This window comes from Leifsonia sp. 21MFCrub1.1, from assembly GCF_900107895.1.
GTDB classification, from domain to species: Bacteria; Actinomycetota; Actinomycetes; order Actinomycetales; family Microbacteriaceae; genus Leifsonia; species Leifsonia soli.
Genome location: NZ_LT629867.1, coordinates 946,959 through 965,228 on the forward strand (window position 1 = coordinate 946,959; position 18,270 = coordinate 965,228).

20 protein-coding genes and 1 tRNA gene are annotated in these 18,270 nt (G+C 70.9%); 7 read left to right on the forward strand and 14 right to left on the reverse strand.

Annotated features, from left to right (window positions below):
- Positions 1 to 17 precede the first annotated feature (17 nt).
- Together BLW09_RS04430 and BLW09_RS04435 are read right to left on the reverse strand one after the other, a co-directional pair.
- On the reverse strand, positions 18 to 1,319 hold the full coding sequence (locus BLW09_RS04430; RefSeq protein WP_089908960.1) for a DUF4032 domain-containing protein: 1,302 nt from the start codon (positions 1,317 to 1,319) through the stop codon (positions 18 to 20).
- A gap of 101 nt (positions 1,320 to 1,420) precedes the next feature.
- Positions 1,421 to 2,515 carry an ABC transporter ATP-binding protein gene (locus tag BLW09_RS04435; protein WP_089908963.1) on the reverse strand — a complete coding sequence of 365 codons (1,095 nt, stop codon included), beginning with the start codon at positions 2,513 to 2,515 and terminating at the stop codon, positions 1,421 to 1,423.
- A 340-nt stretch (positions 2,516 to 2,855) separates the two neighbouring features.
- On the opposite strand from BLW09_RS04435, the gene BLW09_RS04440 reads away from it, so the two are divergent.
- Together BLW09_RS04440 and BLW09_RS04445 are read left to right on the forward strand one after the other, a co-directional pair.
- On the forward strand, positions 2,856 to 3,752 hold the full coding sequence (locus tag BLW09_RS04440) for a DsbA family protein (RefSeq protein ID WP_089908966.1): 897 nt from the start codon (positions 2,856 to 2,858) through the stop codon (positions 3,750 to 3,752).
- 52 nt (positions 3,753 to 3,804) lie between these two features.
- Positions 3,805 to 3,877 (forward strand) — tRNA-Thr (locus BLW09_RS04445).
- A gap of 618 nt (positions 3,878 to 4,495) precedes the next feature.
- Here BLW09_RS04445 and BLW09_RS04455 read toward each other — a convergent pair.
- Genes BLW09_RS04455 through BLW09_RS04465 form a run of 3 tightly spaced genes read right to left on the reverse strand, consistent with a single transcriptional unit; the run spans position 4,496 to position 6,773 of the window.
- Positions 4,496 to 4,879, reverse strand: a complete 384-nt coding sequence (locus BLW09_RS04455; RefSeq protein WP_089908967.1) for a PLD nuclease N-terminal domain-containing protein — start codon at positions 4,877 to 4,879, stop codon at positions 4,496 to 4,498.
- Positions 4,880 to 4,902: 23 nt separating this feature from the next.
- Positions 4,903 to 6,432: a carboxylesterase/lipase family protein gene (locus BLW09_RS04460; protein ID WP_089908970.1), complete on the reverse strand. Its 1,530-nt coding sequence runs from the start codon at positions 6,430 to 6,432 to the stop codon at positions 4,903 to 4,905.
- Complete coding sequence (locus BLW09_RS04465; protein ID WP_089908973.1) at positions 6,429 to 6,773, reverse strand: YciI family protein; 345 nt, start codon at positions 6,771 to 6,773, stop codon at positions 6,429 to 6,431. Before BLW09_RS04465 ends, BLW09_RS04460 begins: the two co-directional genes overlap by 4 nt.
- Before the next feature lie 191 nt (positions 6,774 to 6,964).
- Here BLW09_RS04465 and BLW09_RS04470 point away from each other — a divergent pair, with 191 nt between their 5' ends.
- The gene (locus BLW09_RS04470; protein ID WP_089908976.1) at positions 6,965 to 7,912 is read left to right on the forward strand and encodes a siderophore-interacting protein; all 948 of its coding nucleotides are present in this window, start codon (positions 6,965 to 6,967) and stop codon (positions 7,910 to 7,912) included.
- 88 nt (positions 7,913 to 8,000) lie between these two features.
- Here the strand turns inward: BLW09_RS04470 and lepB are convergent, their stop codons facing one another.
- The gene (gene lepB, locus BLW09_RS04475) at positions 8,001 to 8,735 is read right to left on the reverse strand and encodes a signal peptidase I (protein ID WP_231947057.1); all 735 of its coding nucleotides are present in this window, start codon (positions 8,733 to 8,735) and stop codon (positions 8,001 to 8,003) included.
- Positions 8,736 to 9,045: 310 nt separating this feature from the next.
- Here lepB and BLW09_RS04480 point away from each other — a divergent pair, with 310 nt between their 5' ends.
- Together BLW09_RS04480 and BLW09_RS04485 are read left to right on the forward strand one after the other, a co-directional pair.
- On the forward strand, positions 9,046 to 10,296 hold the full coding sequence (locus BLW09_RS04480; RefSeq protein WP_231947059.1) for a M23 family metallopeptidase: 1,251 nt from the start codon (positions 9,046 to 9,048) through the stop codon (positions 10,294 to 10,296).
- 57 nt (positions 10,297 to 10,353) lie between these two features.
- The gene (locus tag BLW09_RS04485; RefSeq protein ID WP_089908984.1) at positions 10,354 to 11,691 is read left to right on the forward strand and encodes a maltokinase N-terminal cap-like domain-containing protein; all 1,338 of its coding nucleotides are present in this window, start codon (positions 10,354 to 10,356) and stop codon (positions 11,689 to 11,691) included.
- Here BLW09_RS04485 and BLW09_RS04490 read toward each other — a convergent pair.
- A complete protein-coding gene (locus BLW09_RS04490; protein ID WP_089908987.1) occupies positions 11,684 to 12,160 on the reverse strand; it encodes a MarR family winged helix-turn-helix transcriptional regulator in 477 nt (158 codons plus the stop codon). The genes BLW09_RS04485 and BLW09_RS04490 overlap by 8 nt on opposite strands.
- A gap of 62 nt (positions 12,161 to 12,222) precedes the next feature.
- Between BLW09_RS04490 and BLW09_RS04495 the strand changes: the two genes are divergently transcribed.
- A complete protein-coding gene (locus tag BLW09_RS04495; RefSeq protein ID WP_089908990.1) occupies positions 12,223 to 12,591 on the forward strand; it encodes a VOC family protein in 369 nt (122 codons plus the stop codon).
- Positions 12,592 to 12,594: 3 nt separating this feature from the next.
- Here the strand turns inward: BLW09_RS04495 and BLW09_RS04500 are convergent, their stop codons facing one another.
- Positions 12,595 to 13,050, reverse strand: coding sequence for a MarR family winged helix-turn-helix transcriptional regulator (locus tag BLW09_RS04500; protein ID WP_089908994.1), 456 nt, complete (start codon positions 13,048 to 13,050; stop codon positions 12,595 to 12,597).
- Positions 13,051 to 13,123: 73 nt separating this feature from the next.
- On the opposite strand from BLW09_RS04500, the gene BLW09_RS04505 reads away from it, so the two are divergent.
- On the forward strand, positions 13,124 to 13,690 hold the full coding sequence (locus BLW09_RS04505; protein ID WP_089908997.1) for a YbhB/YbcL family Raf kinase inhibitor-like protein: 567 nt from the start codon (positions 13,124 to 13,126) through the stop codon (positions 13,688 to 13,690).
- A gap of 16 nt (positions 13,691 to 13,706) precedes the next feature.
- Here the strand turns inward: BLW09_RS04505 and BLW09_RS04510 are convergent, their stop codons facing one another.
- From BLW09_RS04510 to paaA, 6 genes are read right to left on the reverse strand one after another with little or no spacing between them, the layout of a single operon-like run.
- Positions 13,707 to 14,477 carry an enoyl-CoA hydratase/isomerase family protein gene (locus BLW09_RS04510; protein WP_089909002.1) on the reverse strand — a complete coding sequence of 257 codons (771 nt, stop codon included), beginning with the start codon at positions 14,475 to 14,477 and terminating at the stop codon, positions 13,707 to 13,709.
- Positions 14,478 to 14,491: 14 nt separating this feature from the next.
- Positions 14,492 to 15,598, reverse strand: coding sequence for a 1,2-phenylacetyl-CoA epoxidase subunit PaaE (gene paaE, locus BLW09_RS04515; RefSeq protein WP_089909005.1), 1,107 nt, complete (start codon positions 15,596 to 15,598; stop codon positions 14,492 to 14,494).
- A 10-nt stretch (positions 15,599 to 15,608) separates the two neighbouring features.
- The gene (gene paaD, locus BLW09_RS04520) at positions 15,609 to 16,091 is read right to left on the reverse strand and encodes a 1,2-phenylacetyl-CoA epoxidase subunit PaaD (protein ID WP_089909010.1); all 483 of its coding nucleotides are present in this window, start codon (positions 16,089 to 16,091) and stop codon (positions 15,609 to 15,611) included.
- On the reverse strand, positions 16,085 to 16,948 hold the full coding sequence (gene paaC, locus BLW09_RS04525; protein WP_231947060.1) for a 1,2-phenylacetyl-CoA epoxidase subunit PaaC: 864 nt from the start codon (positions 16,946 to 16,948) through the stop codon (positions 16,085 to 16,087). The genes paaD and paaC overlap by 7 nt, the downstream gene beginning before the upstream one ends.
- Positions 16,945 to 17,232, reverse strand: coding sequence for a 1,2-phenylacetyl-CoA epoxidase subunit PaaB (paaB, locus tag BLW09_RS04530; RefSeq protein WP_089909013.1), 288 nt, complete (start codon positions 17,230 to 17,232; stop codon positions 16,945 to 16,947). The genes paaC and paaB overlap by 4 nt, the downstream gene beginning before the upstream one ends.
- The gene (gene paaA, locus BLW09_RS04535; RefSeq protein ID WP_442911286.1) at positions 17,229 to 18,221 is read right to left on the reverse strand and encodes a 1,2-phenylacetyl-CoA epoxidase subunit PaaA; all 993 of its coding nucleotides are present in this window, start codon (positions 18,219 to 18,221) and stop codon (positions 17,229 to 17,231) included. Before paaA ends, paaB begins: the two co-directional genes overlap by 4 nt.
- Positions 18,222 to 18,270: the final 49 nt, after the last annotated feature.

Here is an 18,270-nt window from a genome sequence, read left to right on the forward strand (position 1 = left end):
GGGGAGAGGGCTCAGCGTCAGACCTTCGAGCGCCAGTCGTCTTCGTCCTCGTCGTCCGCCGCGGCCCCGTTGCCCAGCACCGGGATGCTGATGGTCTCCGTCGGCGGGGCGATCACGGTCGCCTCGTCCCGTCGATGGCGCAGGATGTCGTTGATGTAAGAGGTCAGCGCCTCCGCCAGAGGAACATCGCGTCCCTCCTTCTGCGACATGAACCAGCGGTGCTCGAGCAACTGGTGGAAGACCTCCGCCGGCTCCAGCTTGCCCTTGAGGTCGGCGGGGATCGAGCGGACGACGGGCTCGAACACGCGCATGAGCCACTCGTGGGCCATCGCCTCCTCGTCCAGCCCCTCCTTGCCGAGGGTCGCCGCGTACGAGTCCAGGTCGTTCAGCAGGCGACGAGCCTGGTTCTCGCCGGTGTCGAGGCCGGTGAGGCGCAGCAGGCGGCGCTGGTGGTGACCGGCATCCACGACCTTCGGCTGGATGCGCACCTTCGTGCCCTCCTCCGAGGTCTTGATCGCCAGCTCCTCGATGTCGAAGCCCAGCTCGTTCAGGCGCTCGACACGCTCGCTGATGCGCCACCGCTCCGACGACGAGAACGACTCGCTGCCCGTCAGCTCCTTCCAGAGCTTGCGGTAGGCCGCCACGATCCCGTCGGAGAGGCTGATCGGGTCGAGCTCCTCATCCACCCGGCCGCCGGCCTCCAGGTCCATCAGCTCGCCGGCGATGTTGACGCGCGCGATCTCGAGGTCGTTCTCGCGCTGGCCGTTCGAGAGACCGCCCTCGTAGAGCTGACCGGTCTCCGCATCCACCAGGTAGGCGGCGAAAGCGCCCGCGTCGCGACGGAACAGGGTGTTCGAGAGCGACACGTCACCCCAGAAGAAGCCGACGATGTGCAGGCGCACCAGCAGGACGGCCAGGGCGTCGACCAGGCGGGTCGCGGTGTCCGGCCGCAGCGTCTGCGAGAACAGTGCCCGGTAGGGGAGCGAGAACTTCAGATGCCGGGTGACCAGGGCCGCGTTCAGAGGAGTCCCGTTGTCGTCGGTCCGGTTCTTGATCACCGCGACGGGATCGACGCAGGGCACGTCGAGGCGCTGCAGCGTCCGCAGCATGTCGTACTCGCGCTGCGCCATCTCCGCCGTCGTCTCCTTGATGGCGATGACGTAGCCGGAGAGGTTCGCGAACCGCACCAGGTGACGGCTGATGCCCTTCGGAAGCACCGCGATGTGCTCGTTCGACCACTCATCGAGCGGCACGTTCCACGGGAGGTCGAGAAGCGCCGGGTCGACGGTCGCTGCGGTGATGTTGACGGATCCGGCCACGGTGGTCCTCCGGTCGGTGGTGGGGCGGTGTTCTCTGGCGCAAAGCACTCTGCCGCAGCCCGATCCGGACTGCGGCAGAGTGAGGAATCGCTTCTTGGACCTTAGTCGACGACAGCTCCGCCGAGGCGCTCGCCCGACTCCGCGTTGAACACGTGGACGTGGCCCGGCTTCGGGGTGATGAACACCGTGTCGCCCGCGTTCGGGTGGACACGGCCGTCGACGCGGCCGACGATGTCGGTGCGCTTGCCGTCGACCTCGGAGTGGCCGTACAGGTAGCCGTCCGCGCCGAGCTCCTCGACGAGGTCGACCGTGACCTTCAGGCCGCTGCCCTCGGTGTTCGACACGACGACGTCCTCCGGGCGGACACCGATGGTGACCGACTGGCCGGCGCCGGCGAGGGTGTCGCGCTCGACCGGCACGACGGCCGAACCGAACTTCACGCCGCCGTCGGTGACGTCTGCCGTGAACAGGTTCATGGCCGGGCTGCCGATGAAGCCGGCGACGAAGACGTTGTTCGGCTGCGCGTACAGGTCGCGCGGGGTGCCGACCTGCTGCAGGACGCCGTCCTTGAGCACCGCGATGCGGTCGCCCATGGTCAGAGCCTCGGTCTGGTCGTGCGTGACGTAGACGGTGGTGACGCCGAGACGGCGGGTCAGCGACGCGATCTGCGTACGGGTCTGCACACGGAGCTTCGCGTCGAGGTTCGACAGCGGCTCGTCCATGAGGAACACCTGGGGCGAACGCACGATCGCGCGGCCCATGGCGACGCGCTGACGCTGACCACCGGAGAGGGCCTTCGGCTTGCGGCCGAGGTACGGCTCCAGGTCGAGCAGCTTGGCGGCCTCGAGGACGCGCTGGGCGCGCTCCTCCTTGCCGACACCGGCGATCTTGAGCGCGAAGCCCATGTTCTCGGCGACGGTCATGTGCGGGTACAGCGCGTAGTTCTGGAACACCATCGCGATGTCGCGGTCCTTCGGCGGCACGTCGGTGACGTTGCGCTCGCCGATGAAGATGTTGCCGTCGTTGACCTCTTCGAGGCCCGCGAGCATGCGGAGGGACGTGGACTTGCCGCAACCGGAGGGACCGACGAGAACGAGGAATTCCCCGTCTGCGATCTCCAGGTCCAGTGCGTCCACGGCGGGGCGGGTCGATCCCGGGTAGAGCCGGGTCGCCTTGTCGTAGGTGACTGTCGCCATTTTCTTCTGTGTCTCCTTCACCGGCAGGTACGTGCCGGACGATCCGTTGTGAATGGATGAACGTGGCGTCGACGTCCGATGGGCGTCGGTGCCACGTGGCCATAATATGGCATCGGCGGACATGCTCACGACCGGAGCCCCACCCGGACGTGCGGATACCCGCCGGGAGCGCCCGGAGCCGCGCGCTTCCGCTGTACCCGCGCGTCCAGCCCCCGTCTGGTCGATTCCCAGACTGGCGGTTTACGCTTTCCCGGTTGTGTGCGCCGGCGGTGCACCATCCGCTGCGTCCCCCCGCGCGGCCCGTTCGACCCGAGAGCAGTATCCGGAAGATATGAGCCCTATGACCGATCCCGACGACAGTCGCAACAGCGATGTCCGCGCGGCTGCGCGCGAGAAGGCACGACAGCTCCGCACGACGCAGCAGCGCAAGGACCGCAGGAACCGACTGCTGCTGTCCGGCGGAATCGTCGTGGGAGTGCTCGCCGTCGTGGCCATCGTCGCCGTCGTGATCGTGAGCGCCATCCGCCCCACCGTCCCCGGTCCGAAGAACATGGCCAGTGACGGCGTCGTCGTCGGATCGGGCCTGAAGGTCAAGACGACCACCGCACTGGCCGCGGATGCGAAGCCGGTCGCCAGTTCGCCGGACCCGGCGGGCAGCACGGTCGACATCCGCATCTACGCCGACTACCTGTGCAAGCTGTGCGGCGACTTCCAGCGCACCAACCTGAAGCAGCTGGAGCCGCTCGTGAAGAACGGCGCGGTGACGGTCGAGATGCATCCCGTCGCGATCTACACCAGCCACTCCGCGGGCACCAAGTACTCCCTGCGTGCGGCCAATGCGGCCGCCTGCGTCGCCAACTACGACCCCAATGCGTTCTGGAAGTTCAACGCGGCGCTCTTCGAGAAGCAGCCCGCGGAGGGCGGCCCCGGACTGAGCGACGATGTGCTCAAGAAGCGGGTGGATGCGGCCGGTGCGACCCGGACGAGCGAGATCGACTCCTGCATCGACGAAGGACGCTTCAAGACGTGGGTGACATCGGCTAGCGACCGTGCTCTGAGCGGGCCCATCCCGAACTCGGACGTCAAGAAGATGACGAACGCCCTCCTGGTGCTCGTGAACGGGAAGCCGTACACCGGGTCGCTGACGAGCGCGGAGGACTTCAAGGCGTTCGTGCTGCAGGCGCAGGGCGACGAGTACTCGTCGACCGGCACTCCGACGCCCACCCCGTCCCCCTGATCCGGTGCCAGCGCCCGCTGCCCTAGGATGGGCTCGGCGGGTGACCGCCGCCGCCGGCTTAGCTCAGTTGGTAGAGCACTCGCCTTGTAAGCGAGCGGTCGCGGGTTCGAGTCCCGCAGCCGGCTCCGTCGCGTCATGTGCTCCGGGGCGTCCGGGCCTCACCGACACGCTCGGGCGCGGAGAGCGCACCGCGTGCGTGGCCGCCAGAAGCAGCCGGTCGAGCGCGTCGGTCGGCGTGGTGTCGTAGCGGACCGCCACATCCCAGACGCGCTCGTAGACCGCCTCGCTGACGGCGAGCGACCGCGGGTCCCTGCGCTCCCACGACGGCTGGTGCACCGGCAGCCGGAGAAGACGCTCCCGCAGCAGGAACGCGACGTTGTCGGCGGGCGCGATGCCACGCCGGCCGTCGCGGATCGACATCACGAGTTCGCCGATCGTCGTCGCGTGCCGGACCTGCGCGATGGTCATGCCCGCGAACCGGGCGAACTCGGCCACCGTCAACAGATCGGGAAGCTTGGCCGCGTACTCCTCCGCGATGGCTCCGCGGAGCTGGATCCTCGCCGCCTCGCGCCGCGCGATGCGACCGGACGCGTGGTCCGCTGTGGTGTTGTCGGCCATTCTGTTTCCCCCGTCCGTGGGCGTCTCGACGTTGCCGTCCTTACCCATAAGGGACGAGGTGTGGCGCGCGCGCATGACGCGGCCCTCAGAACCCGCTCAGCATGCCGCGGCGGCCGGGGGGAGTGTCAGGCCGTCCCACCCGCGTCGGTGCGCCGCCGCAGCTCCTCCTCGAGCCGCTTGATGCGCTGGTCGCGCTCGGCCTCCGCGATCTCGCGTTCGAGGGCTGCGAGCTGCGCCTCCGTGCTGCTCGGAGCGCTGTCGTCCCTGGTGGATGCAGCGGCAGGCTCCGTGCGAACGGCCGGCATCCGCAGGGTGCGCGGCCGCGCGGAGGACGGTCCGTACTCGCGGCCGATCGCGAACCACAGGACGCTGCCGATCAGCGGAAGCAGGATGACGATGAACACCCACGCCAGCTTGGGCAGGTGCCGCACCTGGTCGCTCGGTCGCAGGATGATGTCCACCAGAGCGAACACGAACAGCGTCATGACGAGCAGCGGGATGACGAGCATGGCGCCGAGTCTAGAGGGAGCCGTCACCCGAACGTCAGGACCTGCTCGCCCCACCCGGCCCGCAGGCCCGCATCGAGGTCGGGCACCACTCGGTCGTCCGCACCGATGACGAGCGTCGCCCGGCGCCGCGACTCGTACGCCGGCCAGTCCGCGCCGGGCCCCCGGCCGTGCGCGAACTCCGTCCAGCGGCCGCGCATCCGCTCGGACACCCGCTCGGCGACCCCGCGACCCCCGAGCAGGAACGACGGGTCGCGCGGGAGGGCGTCGAACTCGCCCCAGACATACGGGAGGTCCGTGGCATGCGCCGCACCGACCCCGGTGAGCCGGAGCAGCGGAGGGGCGAAGTCGAACCGGTAGAGGTGGGTGGGCGCGACGGCGCTGTGACCGGCGGCGACCCAGAGCGCGGGCATCCGGAAGGCGATGTCGGTGGCGACGCGGACGCCGCGTGCCGGCCGGCGGCGGCCGTAAGCCGACAGCACCTGCTCGCGCTCCGGGAAGGTCACTCCGGCGCGCTGCTGCTCGGAGCGCATGGCGTCCAGCATTCGGCGAAGGGCGGTCCGCCGGATCGGGAGCAGCGGCGACCGCATGAGGCGGAACAGCGTCGCCTCGTCGTGCGTGCTTCCGACGATCAGCGGGATCGGCATCCCGCGCCCGTCGCTCAGCACGCGGATCGGCGCCTCGGGGAGCAGGTCGTCGCCGACGAGCGGGGCGAAGGCGAGCATCCCGGGGTGCTCGCGCGGGATCGCGGTGTAGACGGCCGCACCCGCATCCACGATCGTCTCGACCGGGACGCGGCGCAGGTCGCCGGCCGCACCCGCCCCCAGTCGCTCGACGAACGCCCGGGCGACTGTGCCCGCGCGCTCCGGTCCGTACATCGAACCGGCCGGAGGGCTCTGGGCGATGGCGCGGTGGAACAGCCCCGTCGCGGCGGGGGAGGCGAGCAGAGCGGTGACCAGTCCGGCGCCGGCACTCTGGCCGAAGACCGTGACCGCATCCGGGTCGCCGCCGAACGCGTGGATGTTCTCGCGCACCCAGCGCAGGGCGAGCAGCACATCCCGCAGGGCGACGTTCGTCTCGGCGTCGTCCACCCCGACGCTGCGGACGTCGAGGAAGCCGAGCGCGCCGAGCCGGTGATTCAGCGTGACGAGGACGACGTCGCCTCCCGTGACGAGACGGTCGCCGCGGTAGAGGAGCTGGCTGGATGCGCCCATCGCGTACGCGCCGCCCTGCAGCCAGAACATCACCGGGCGCAGACCGTCGGACGCCGGCTCCCCGGACGGCCGCGTGACGGAGAGGAACAGGCAGTCCTCGTCCATCCGGGTCTCGCCCGGAGGTCCGAGCGGCACGGCCGGGTTCGGTCTCTGCGGGGCTGCTGGTCCGAAGGCGACCGCGTCGGCGACGCCGCTCCAGGGTGCGGCGGGGACGGGCGCACGCCAGCGGAGGCGGCCGGTCGGCGGCTCCCCGTAGCGGATGCCGCGCCAGGTGGACACGCGGCCGTCGTCGCGTCCGCGGACAGCGCCCGCGGACGTGACGACGACCGGCCGACCGTTCACGCCCCGGCGGTCTCCTCCCACTGCATGAAGGGACGCAGCTCGAGTTGGCCGTTGCGCGCCATCGGGTGCCGGGACGCGATCTCGATCGCCTCATCCAGGTCCTCCACCTCGAGGATGTCGAAGCCGCAGATCCACTCCTTGGTCTCGGCGAAGGGCCCGTCGGTCACGTAGCGCTTGCCGTCGCGGACGCGGACGACGCGCGATTCGGACGGAGCCTGCAGCACTTCGCCGATCAGGCGCTTGCCGTTGGCGTCCAGCTCGTCCACCCAGACGTCGACGTCGGACTCGTCCGACACGGTGTCCCGCTGTGAGTCGGTGACCACGAACATCATGTACTTCATCGTTCTTCCTCTCGATCGCGAACGCTTTCATTCCGGACGTCGAACGAGACGGCCCCTGCTCGACATTCTGGCCCGGGAGATGCCGTTCGCGAAGGCGCCGGGAGCAGAAGGCTCCGCGGATCGCCAGGCGGCCGGAGGCGAGGTTAGTGTAGCCTTACCTAAGTCCCGTCCCCCTGCTTCGGAAGGCCGCCGTGACCGTTCTCGCCCCCACCCGCACCGAGCGCCCCCGGCCCGCGTACCGGCCCTACCGGGCAGCCGTCGATCGGATCGAGCGCCTCAGCCCGCACTTCACCCGCGTGAGCTTCCGGTGCGACGACTTCACGCATTTCGGGACGGAGTGTCTGGATCAGCGGATCAAGCTGCTGTTCCCGCTGGCGGACGGTTCCTTCTCCGACCTCGGCATCGGCGACGAGGAGGCGCTCGCCGCGGGGGACTGGTACGAGCGCTGGCGCGCGCTGCCCGAGCACCGCCGCAACCCCTTCCGCACCTACACCGTTCGGGCGATCGACACGGACGGCTGCCGGCTCGATGTCGACTTCGTGATGCACGGCGACGGCGGCCCGGCCGCCCGCTGGCTGCTCGGTGCGGCGCCCGGCGACCGTATCGTCGTGATCGGACCGGACGCGCGCAGCGAGCACCGCGGCGTCGGGATCGACTGGCGCCCCGGTGAGGCGCGCGAGCTCCTCCTCGTCGGCGACGAGACCGCCGCACCCGCGATCGCCTCCATCCTGGAGTCCCTGCCGGGCGGCTGCCGGGCGCGGGCGTTCGTCGAGGTGCCCTCGGCCGATGACGAGCTCGAACTCCGCCTTCCCGCCAACGCGTCGGTCACCTGGCTGCCGCGCGGAGAGTCGGTGACCGGTACGGCACTCCTGCCCGCCGTCCGGCGCTGGCTCGCCGAGAACCCGCACGTGGTCGCTTCGGCGTCGGCCACCGCGTCCCAGCAGCTCGACGAAGTGGATGTGGACCGCGACATCCTCTGGGAGACGCCCGAGGGGACGCATCCCGGCTTCTACGCCTGGATCGCGGGCGAGTCGGCGGCGGTCAAGACGCTGCGCCGCCTGCTCGTGCGCGACCACGGCATCGACCGTTCGCGCGTGGCCTTCATGGGCTACTGGCGCCTCGGCCGCTCCGAGAACTGACCCGCCGCCCGTCGAGTCCGCACAAACTGCACGCGACACGCCGCTCAGGCGTGCAGTTTTTGCGGACTCGACGGTGTGGAGTGACCGCTTACTTGTCCTCGCGTTCGACGCCGCGGAAGGTGTCCGGGTAGTCGTCGAGCCAGGACCAGTGGCTGACCGGCCAGCTGATGACGAAAGCCTTGCCGACGACGTCGGAGAGCGGCACGAAGCCCTTGCCCGGATCGTCCATGTGGTAGCGGGAGTCGGCGGAGTTGTAGCGGTTGTCGCCCATCACCCAGACCGAGCCCTCCGGCACCGTCACGTCGAACGACTTCTCGGAGACCGCCTGCACGCCCGCGGGGAGGAGCACGTACGGCTCCTTGAGCGGGACGCCGTTGACGCTCATCTGACCGAGGGCGTTGCAGCAGCTGATGTGGTCGCCCGGCAGGCCGATGAGGCGCTTGACCAGGTGCTGGTCGGAGTCCGACGCTCCCAGGCCGACGAAGTCGAGGACAGCGCCGACGCCCTGCTGGAACGCGTTGCCGGTCTTCGGCGGCGCCGGCGGCAGCCATCCGCCCGGATCCTTGAATACGACCACATCGCCGCGCTGCAGCCCGAACACCTTGGGCTGGAGCTCGTTGACGATGATGCGGTCGTTGATCTGGAGCGTGTTCTCCATCGACCCCGACGGGATGTAGAAGGAGCGGGCGACGAACGTCTTGATCAGGAACGACACCAGCACCGCGACCACGAAGATGATCACCACATCGCGCAGCAACGTCTTCCAGCTGGACGTGCGCCGGGCGGAACGTCGCGGGCGCGCGGTGGCAGTACTGTCGGTCACAATCTCTCACCGTAACGTGCCGATGCTGTGAGCCGCATCCGACCTCGAATGGGTGTCTTGTTCGCGACCCCGAGCGGTGAGAGCATCTCACTATCGGCCTAACGGCGTCAGCCGCCGGGCCGTTCTGATCATGCACAGTTCGCTCGGACGACACAGGAGAGCGACGCGACTCGGGGGGCCGCGCCTGACTTCCACCTGGGCGGTGCTCGCTTTGGTCGCCGGAAGTCTGCTGGGCATCTCCTCGCCCGCCTCTGCCGAGGAGTGCACCACCGCGTGCGCGCCGGCCGGAACGGATGGATCGAGCGGCCACATGGCGGACAAGACCGGTGGCGACGGGTCGGCGACCTCGGATCCGACGCCGTCCGAGGACCCGTCCCCGACTCCGACGCCGGACCCGACTCCGACGCCGGACCCGACTCCCACTCCCGACCCGACACCGACGCCCGACCCCACTCCGACCCCGACGCCGACCCCGACCCCCGACCCGTCGACGCCGCCGGTGAGCCCGCCCGCGTCCGAACCGGGGCCGCCGCCCACGGATGAGATCACTCTCAGCGTGCCGGACCTCCCGCAGTTCCCCACGGTCGACCCCGCCGACCTCGAGCGCGCCGTCCAGCTGGCCAGCGATCTCGCCTCGGCGCAGGAGCAGCTCGCGACGGCGACCCAGGAGTCGGAGACGGCCCAGCGCGAGCACGATCAAGCGCAGGCCGCGGCCGACGCCGTGCGCAAGCAGGCGGACGCCGCCGCCGAGCAGGCCCGCAAGAGCGCCGCCTTGGCGACCGCGCTGCTCCGCTCGTCCGGCGCCCGCTTCCTGACCCAGGACCCGCTCAGCGCGGCCCTGGAGGGCTCGGGCGACCTGCTCGAGCAGCTCGGCGCCGCCGACCGGCTCGCCGTCCTCTCGAAGGACCGCGACGCCGCCATCCGCGAAGCCTCCACCCAGAAGAAGGCTGCGGAGGGCTGGGCCGAGAAGGCGCAGAAGGCGGCGGATGCCGTCTCGGCGGTCGACGTCGAAAGCAGCCGGCAGGCGGTCGCGACCGCGCAGGCGCAGGTCGATGCGGCGTCGGCCGCCCTCGCTGCGGCGCCGACGGTGATCCAGGCCGGTTCCAGCTGGCAGGTGCTCACCTCCGATCCGACACTCGTCGCGAGCGGGTGGGCGCTCCCGGTGCAGGGCTCGCTGACCGATGTCTTCGGACCGCGGCCGTCGCGTCCCCTCGGCACGGACCCCTTCCACCCGGGTGACGACCTCGGTGCGGCCTGCGGGACGACGATCTTCGCGGCGGCAGCCGGGACGGTGGTGCGCGCCGGGCCGTTCAGCGGCTACGGCAACTTCGTCCTCATCGATCACGGAGGCGGCGTGCAGACGGCCTACGGCCACATCCGCGACGGAGGCATCGGCGTGACCGTCGGCCAGCAGGTCGCCGCGGGCCAGCCGATCGCGCAGGTGGGCTCGACCGGGCTGTCGACGGGCTGCCACCTGCACTTCGAGGTGCGGGTGAACGGTCTGCAGATCGACCCGCAGCCCTTCCTGGCCGCCCGCGGTGTCGTGCTCGGCCGGCACTGATCCTCAGGATTCGCTGGACCCCGCCCACAAACGGCGGAGCGGGCGTACGGTTCTGGCATGACCGAACTCACGGAGCTGGTCGGCACGTGGATGCGACGCCAGCGCTGGTATTCGACGAAGAACGTCGAGCCGCGCCTGCGGCTTCTCGCGTCGTTCGACGCCGAACCCGCGGACGCCGACGTCCGCGTCGTCACCCACTTCTTCTGCGATGACGCACCGCGCACGCCCCGCGTGTACCAGGTGCCCGTCGTCGCGCGGGCCGGCCGCGACGGCGACGAGGCCGCGCTGATCGGCGAGGCGGGCGGACGGTACCTGTACGACGGTCCCACGGAGGAGGCGTACGTCGCGTCCCTCGTCCAGCTGATGACCGGTCAGGAGCATGCCGAGGGCCGTGACGCGCACGCGCAGGGCCACACGCTCGGCGGCCGCCTCGCCGTGCGGTCGTCGCGGCGACTGACCGGCGAGCAGTCCAATACGTCGATCGTCGGGGAGCTGGAGGACGACCGCCTCGCCCTCATCAAGGTGTTCCGCGTCGTCCAGGACGGCGAGAACCCCGACGTCTCCACCCTGGCCGCGCTCACCGCGGCCGGGTCGCGGCGGACGCCCGCGCTGCTCGGCTGGCTCACCGGCCGCTGGCCCACCCCGGTCGGCGGGACCGCATCCGGCGAGCTCGCCCTCATGCAGGACTTCGTCCCGGGAGCCGAGGACGGCTGGGAGCTGGCGGTCAGCGCCGCGGAGCGCGGCGAGGACTTCACCGATCGCGCGTACCGGCTGGGGGCGGGCACCGCCGAGCTGCACACGCTCCTGGCGCGCTCGCTGCCGACGAAGCGCGCGGCGAAGGAGGATGTCGCGCTCGCCCTCGACGGGATGTTCCGGCGCCTCACGGTCACCACGACCGAGGTCCCCGAGGTCGAGGAGCTGCGGGCCGGGATCGCGGCCGTCTACGAGGACGCCGCCGCGGCGCCTCTTCCGCTGCTGCAGCGCATCCACGGCGACCTCCACCTGGGCCAGGTGCTCTACGCACCCGACCGCGGCTGGCAGTTCATCGACTTCGAAGGGGAGCCGCTGCGGCCGCTCGCCGAGCGCGCACTGCCCGACGCGACCATGCGCGATGTCGCCGGGATGCTGCGCTCGTTCGACTACGTCGCGGGTTCCCTCGCGCGCCGGGAGACGCCGGTGGATGCGACGGCATGGGCCGCGAACGCGCGGCAGGCGTACCTCGAGGGCTACGCGTCCGTCGCGGGCTCCGAGGTCGATGACTTCCGGCTGCTGCTGGACGCGTTCGAGCTCGACAAGGCGGTCTACGAGATCGCGTACGAGGCCCGGCACCGCCCGTCGTGGATCCCGATCCCGCTCTCCGCGGTGCAGCGGCTGCTGGCGACCCGCGTCAGCTGACCTCGCCAGCGCTCTCGGTGGGGACATCGCCCCGGAGCGAGCCGATCATGCTCCGCAGGATGCGGCGAGCGGCGGCCTGGTCCGGCTCCGTGAGACCGGACAGCATGCGGAGCTCGACGGACCGTACGGCCGCGCTCGCCCGCTCGAGACGCCGCCGGCCGCGGGCGGTGAGCCGGGTGGGCAGCACCTTGCCGACGGGCGCCTCCGCCGGCCGGGTCACGTCCCCCTCCCGCTCCAGCGTCTGGAGCAGCACGTTCATCGACTGTCGGGTGACGAACGTGCCGCGGGCGAGCTCGGAGTTCGACAGGCCGGGGCGCTGGGAGAGCAGCTCCAGGCACGAGTAGTGCGTGATCGTCATGCCGAGCGGGCGGAGCACCTCCTCCATGGCTGCGCGCAGCGCGCTGGACGCCTCTTTGAGCAGGTAGCCCAACGATGTCTCGAGGTCGACGCCGACTCCGTCTTGACTCATGTCAGTATTCTGACATAGCTTGAGTCGTGTCAGATAACTGACACGAAATGAAGGAGCATCCCATGCCTGCCACCGGCCCCGACTTCCTCTCGCTGCAGACGCGCGATCTCGCCGCATCCCAGGCCTTCTACGAGCGCTACCTCGGGCTCGTCCGCTCGCCGGCCGGCCCACCGCACGCCGTGGTCTTCGACACGAAGCCCATCGCATTCGCGCTCCGGGACATCGTCCAGGGCACCGATCTCGATTCCGTTCCTCAGCCGGGCATCGGCGCCGCGATCTGGCTGCACGCGACCGACGTCCAGGCCATCCACGACGCCCTCGTCGCCGACGGCCGCACGATCGTCGCCGCGCCCATCGACGGCCCCTTCGGCCGCACCTTCACCTTCGCCGACCCCGACGGGTACCACATCACGCTGCACGACCGCGTCTGAGGGTCAGGAATCCGAGATCGTGGCGAGGATGGCGCAGGCGCGCGCGACCACCTGCTGATCCTCGGGGCTGAGCGCGCCGAGCCGCCCCTCCAGCCACGCGTCGCGCCGAGCCCGTGTCGTCTCGGCGAGGCGAGCGCCTTCGGGGGTCGTGCGGAACAGCACCTTGCGGCGATCGCCCGGATCGGGGGTTCGGACGACGTATCCCGCCGACGTGAGTCTGTTGACGCTCTGGCTCATCGACGCGGGAGTGACCTGGGCGACCTCGCTGAGTTCGGTCAAGGTCTGCGGGCCGGTCTTGTGCAGCCAGTTCAGCACGTCCAGGGCGGCGTCGCCGAGGCCGCCTTCCGGGCGTTCGCTGCGGAAGCGCCGGTACAGTCGTCCGACCGTCGAGCGGACCTGAGCGCCGAGGCCGGGGACGGTGAGGGCTCCACGTGGCTCGGCGCTTGCTTCGGCATCCATGGGTGATTAGTCTACCTAAGAAGAGTCCTTAGTATGCCTAAGCATCGATGACGGAGAAGGAAGCCGGACCACCATGCCTGCCAATCCACTCGGTCTTCTCCTCCGCGGCCGGCGCGCAGGACACCGCACCCTCGCCTGGGCCGACCCCGGCCTGGATGCGCCGGAGACCTTCGCGCTCACCAGTCCGGCCTTCGACAACGGCGCGCCGATTCCCGACCGCCATCGTGGCCGGCTGCGCGGACCGAACGTCTCGCCCGCACTGTCGTGGACCACGCCTCCGGCGGAGACGCGAGAGCTCGTGCTCATCGTGCAGGACCCCGATGTGCCCTTCTCGAGACCCGCCACCCACGCGCTCGCCGTCGGGATCGACCCGGCGGCACACGGCATCCCGGAGAACGGGCTCGCCGAGCCGAGCCCCGTCCGGGGGATCCGGCACGGCAGAGGCGGGTTCGGCCGACGTGGCTACGCGGGTCCGCTCCCCATCCGCTCGCACGGAGCCCACACGTACGCCTTCCAGCTCTTCGCCCTCGACGAGTCGATCGATCTGCCGGCGTCGTTCACCCTCGCCGACACCCTCCGCGCCATGAGAGGGCACGTCATCGCCCGAGCCCGCCTCGACGGAACCTACGAGATCCGTTAGACCACGCAGGGCGTGATCAGCGGCCGGAGAAGCGCGGCTTCCGCTTCTCCTGGAAGGCGCGGAACCCCTCGCGGTAGTCGTCCGTGTCGCGCAGGGCCGACTGCGCGGCGTTCTCGGCGGCGACCGAGCCCCAGAAGTCGAGCGAGCCGTCGCGCAGGCCCGCGACGATCCGCTTGCTCGCCAGGAACGCTTGGGTGGCGCCGGACGCGGCCGCCCGGGCTGCGGCATCCACCTCGTCGCGCAGGCCGTCGGCCGGCAGGGATCGCGAGAACAGGCCACCCGCGACCGCTTCGGCGCCCGACAGGAGCCGGCCTGAGTAGATGAGGTCGAGCGCCCGGTGCGGGCCGAGGCGCGAGACCAGCAGCCAGTGGCCGCCGGAGTCGAGGGCGGCGCCGAGGGCGGCGAACGGCGAGCCGACCTTGGCGTCCTCCGCCACGTAGACCACGTCGGTCGCGATCAGGAGCCCGAGGCCGACCCCGAGACACGCGCCGTGCGCTGCGGCGAAGGTCGGCGCGGGGAACGCTGCGATCCGGCGCAGCAGGGGAGTGACCAGGCCGTCGAGGTACCCGCTCACGTCGTCGGTCGCGGGGTCGACGCCCGCGATGTCGCGGCCGGCGCAGAACGCGCGACCCTCGCCGCGCAGCACCAGCGCGCGCACGCCAGCCGCCTCCGCCTCGGCGTAGGCCGCATCCAGCGCCCGCAGGTCGTCGGGGCCGAGCGCGTTCAGCCGCTCCGGAGCGTCCAGGGTGACACGGGCGATCCCGTCGGCGATGTCCAGGTCGATCACGGGGCCTCCGCTGTTCAGACGTCGTAGTCGACCACGACGCGGTCGGTCAGGGGATGGGACTGGCAGGTCAGCACGTAGCCGCGTTCGAGCTCCTCCGGCTCCAGCGCGTAGTTCTCCGTCATCCGCACGTCGCCGCTGACCAGCCGCGCGCGGCATGTCCCGCAGACGCCGCCGGTGCACGCGAAGGGCACGTCCGGCCGCACCCGCAGAGCCGCGTTCAGAACCGATTCGTTCGCATCCACCGGCGTGGTCACGGTCGAACTCAGGCCGTCGAGCGTGAACTCGATCTCGGCGGTGCGCTCGCCCTCGTGGACCACCACCGGACGACCCGCGTCGCCGCGGGGTTCGCCCGGTTCGCCGGTCGTGAACAGCTCGAAGTGGATGCGGTCCCGCGCCACCCCGTACGCCTCCAGCACGTCACGGCACAGCTGCACGAGCTCGAACGGTCCGCACAGGAACCACTCGTCGACGGTCGACGGGGGGACGAGCGTGTCGAGCATCCTGCGCAGCCGCTCCTCGTCGATCCGGCCGGAGAGCAGGGGGGCGGAGCGCTGCTCGCGCGAGAGCACGTGGTGCAGCGCCAGCCGCGCGGGGTAGCGGTCCTTCAAATCGGCGAGGTCCTCGAGGAACATGACGTCGATCGCCGTGCGGTTCGTGTAGACGAGCGTGAACCGCGCCGTGGGAGAGCCGGCCAGGATGCTGCCGGCGAGTGCCATCAGCGGCGTGATGCCGGACCCCGCGGCGATGCCCACCACGTGCCGGCCGTCCACGCGCGACGGGTCGACCGTGAACGTGCCCTGCGGGCTCATCACGTCGATCCGGTCGCCCGCCCGCAGCTCGCTGGTCGCCCAGGTCGAGAACGCGCCGCCCAGGTCGCGCTTGATCGCGACGCTGATGCGGCCGGGCCGGTCGCCGGTCGGCGGCAGTGGCGGGCGGCACAGCGAGTAGCTCCTCCGCAGCTCATGGCCGTCGACGGTGGCGCGCAGGGCGACGTGCTGCCCGGGCAGGTAGTCGTACTCGCCGCGGAGCTCCTCCGGCACCGCGAAGGTGACCTCGACGCTCGCCGCCGTCAACGGTCGCACGTCGGCGACCGCGAGCGTGTGGAAACGTGCCCGCGCCATCAGGCCTCCCTCACAGCGCCTTGAAATGGTCGAACGGTTCGCCGCACGACCGGCAGACGAACAGCGCCTTGCAGGACGTCGACCCGAAGTGCGCGACCTCGCGGGTGTCCAGCGAGTCGCAGTGCGGGCACTTCACCGACATGCTCAGCCGGACCGGGCCGGCGGCCGACGGGGGAGCGATGCCGTACTCCTGCAGGGCGGAGCGGCCGGCGGCGCTGATCCAGTCGGTCGTCCATGCGGGCGACAGCACCAGCCGGACCCGGACGTCGCCGAACCCCTCCGCGGCCAGGGCGCGCACGACATCCTCGCGGATCGCATCCATTGCCGGGCATCCCGAGTAGGTCGGCGTGATGACCACCTCGACGCCGTCGTCGGAGACCGTCACCTCGCGCAGCACGCCGAGATCGTCGATGCTGAGCACCGGCACCTCCGGGTCCACGACGGCGGCGACCGCCGACCACGCCCGCGCGGCGTCGGCGTGATGCGTCACCATGACGCCCCCGGATGCTGGCGGGCGAGCACCTGCAGCTCCGCGAGCAGGGGTGCGAGGTATTCGGAGTGCCGGCCGCGGCGCCCGCCGCCTGCCGCATGGAAGGCCGTCGGCGGCTCGAGCCGGGCCTCCGCCAGCACGGGGCCGACCTCGGCCCCGAACGGCTCGCGGAGCGTCGAGGGACGCACGGCCACGCCGTCGAGGGCGTCGAACAGGTCGACTCCTCCCGCGGCCTCGTCGGAGAACAGCTCGTCGACGTAGGGCCAGACGTCCTCCATCGCGCGCAGGGTGCGGCGGCGCGACTCGTCCGTTCCGAGCGCCAGGCGCAGCATCCACTGGTCGGCGTGATCGCGGTGGTAGTCGACCTCCTTCACCGCCTTCGCCGCGACGCCGGCGAGCACCGGATCGGTGGATGCGCGCAGCCGCTCGTACAGCGGGTGCAGGTAGTGCGCGGCGGCGAACTGCCGCACGATCGTGTGCGCGAAGTCGCCGTTCGGCTGCTCGAACAGGTGCGCGGAGCGGAAGTCGCCCTCGTCGCGCCAGTACGCCAGGTCGTCCTCGGTGCGTCCCGTCGCCGAACCGGCGTAGCGGAGCAAGGAGCGCGCATGGCCGAGCAGGTCGAGGGCGATGTTCGCCAGGGCGACATCCTCCTCCAGCTCCGGTGCCCGGGTGATCCAGCCGCCGAGGCGCTGCGCCAGGATCAGGGAGTCGTCGCCCAGCCACAGCGCGTACTCGGCGACCCCGGGGGACGCGGGCGCGTCGGCGGAGACGAACTCGTCGGAGAGGACGACCGCGCTGAGCTCCACGTGGCCGTGATCGACATCGGGGGCGCCGATGTGCGCGTGCTGCGCGTCGGTCACAGGTGCCTCACCCCCTCGGCGGCGGTGTAGTACGTGGCGTGGCGGAAGTTCTTGCCCTCCGGCGCGGTGAAGAAGGCGTCCTTCGCGTCGGGGTCGCTCGCGGTGATCCGGTCGGAGCGCACCACCCAGATCGAGACGCCCTCGCCGCGGCGGGTGTAGAGGTCGCGGGCATTGCGCACCGCGAGCTCCTCATCCGGAGCGTGCAGGGAGCCGACGTGCACATGGCTGAGCCCGCGGGATGCCCGCACGAAGACCTCCCACAGCGGCCACGGTTCCGCGGTCATGCGACGGCCTCCGCGCTCTCGCGTGCGGCGCGCTGCTTCTCGGCATACGCGGCCGCGGCCTCCCGCACCCAGCGGCCGTCCTCGTGCGCCTCGCGCCGACGCTGCAGGCGCTGCGCGTTGCAGACGCCGCGGCCGGCGATGACCTCCTGCAGCTCGCTCCAGTCGATCGGGCCGAGGTCGTAGGCCTGGCGCTCCTCGTTCCAGCGGAGGTCCGGGTCGGGCAGCGTGACGCCCAACGCCTCCGCCTGTGGCACGAGCATGGCGACGAACCGCTGGCGCAGGTCGTCGTTCGAGAACCGCTTGATCTTCCACGCCATCGAGCGTGCGGAGTTGGGCGAGTCGCCGTCCGGCGGGCCGAACATCATCAGCGACGGCCAGTACCAGCGGTCCACCGCATCCTGTGCCATCCGCTGCTGCTCGGGGGTGCCGCGCATCAGGGTCAGCAGGATCTCGAAGCCCTGCCGCTGATGGAAGGACTCCTCCTTGCAGATGCGGACCATGGCGCGGCCGTAGGGGGCGTAGGAGCAGCGGCACAGCGGCACCTGGTTGCAGATCGCTGCGCCGTCGACCAGCCAGCCGATCGCACCGATGTCGGCCCAGCTGAGCGTGGGGTAGTTGAAGATCGAGGAGTACTTGGCACGGCCGGAGAGCAGCTGCTCGGTGAGCTCGTCGCGGGTGACGCCGAGGGTCTCCGTCGCCGAGTACAGGTAGAGGCCGTGGCCCGCCTCATCCTGCACCTTGGCCATGAGGATGGCCTTGCGCTTCAGGCTCGGAGCGCGCGTGATCCAGTTGGCCTCTGGCTGCATCCCGATGATCTCCGAGTGGGCGTGCTGCGACATCTGCCGGATGAGGGTGCGGCGGTAGTCGTCGGGCATCCAGTCGCGCGGCTCGACGCGGGAGTCGGCGGCGATGAGCTCGTCGAAGCGGGCCCGGCCGTCCGTCTCGGACGCCGTGTCGGCTGTTGTGGTGGTCATCGTCGACCCTCCCATCGCGATCACTATTTACTGATCGTTCGTTCAGTATATCCGTTGGGCGGGC

Excerpts from the sequence above, each read along its gene's own strand:
- BLW09_RS04435 (WP_089908963.1), bottom strand. The coding sequence starts at position 2,515 with ATGGCGACAGTCACCTACGACAAGGCGACCCGGCTCTACCCGGGATCG.
- BLW09_RS04440 (WP_089908966.1), top strand. The coding sequence starts at position 2,856 with ATGACCGATCCCGACGACAGTCGCAACAGCGATGTCCGCGCGGCTGCG.
- BLW09_RS04455 (WP_089908967.1), bottom strand. The coding sequence starts at position 4,879 with ATGCTCGTCATCCCGCTGCTCGTCATGACGCTGTTCGTGTTCGCTCTG.
- BLW09_RS04465 (WP_089908973.1), bottom strand. The coding sequence starts at position 6,773 with ATGAAGTACATGATGTTCGTGGTCACCGACTCACAGCGGGACACCGTG.
- BLW09_RS04480 (WP_231947059.1), top strand. The coding sequence starts at position 9,046 with ATGGCGGACAAGACCGGTGGCGACGGGTCGGCGACCTCGGATCCGACG.
- BLW09_RS04485 (WP_089908984.1), top strand. The coding sequence starts at position 10,354 with ATGACCGAACTCACGGAGCTGGTCGGCACGTGGATGCGACGCCAGCGC.
- BLW09_RS04490 (WP_089908987.1), bottom strand. The coding sequence starts at position 12,160 with ATGAGTCAAGACGGAGTCGGCGTCGACCTCGAGACATCGTTGGGCTAC.
- BLW09_RS04495 (WP_089908990.1), top strand. The coding sequence starts at position 12,223 with ATGCCTGCCACCGGCCCCGACTTCCTCTCGCTGCAGACGCGCGATCTC.
- BLW09_RS04500 (WP_089908994.1), bottom strand. The coding sequence starts at position 13,050 with ATGGATGCCGAAGCAAGCGCCGAGCCACGTGGAGCCCTCACCGTCCCC.
- BLW09_RS04505 (WP_089908997.1), top strand. The coding sequence starts at position 13,124 with ATGCCTGCCAATCCACTCGGTCTTCTCCTCCGCGGCCGGCGCGCAGGA.
- paaE (WP_089909005.1), bottom strand. The coding sequence starts at position 15,598 with ATGGCGCGGGCACGTTTCCACACGCTCGCGGTCGCCGACGTGCGACCG.
- paaD (WP_089909010.1), bottom strand. The coding sequence starts at position 16,091 with ATGGTGACGCATCACGCCGACGCCGCGCGGGCGTGGTCGGCGGTCGCC.
- paaB (WP_089909013.1), bottom strand. The coding sequence starts at position 17,232 with ATGACCGCGGAACCGTGGCCGCTGTGGGAGGTCTTCGTGCGGGCATCC.
- paaA (WP_442911286.1), bottom strand. The coding sequence starts at position 18,221 with ATGGGAGGGTCGACGATGACCACCACAACAGCCGACACGGCGTCCGAG.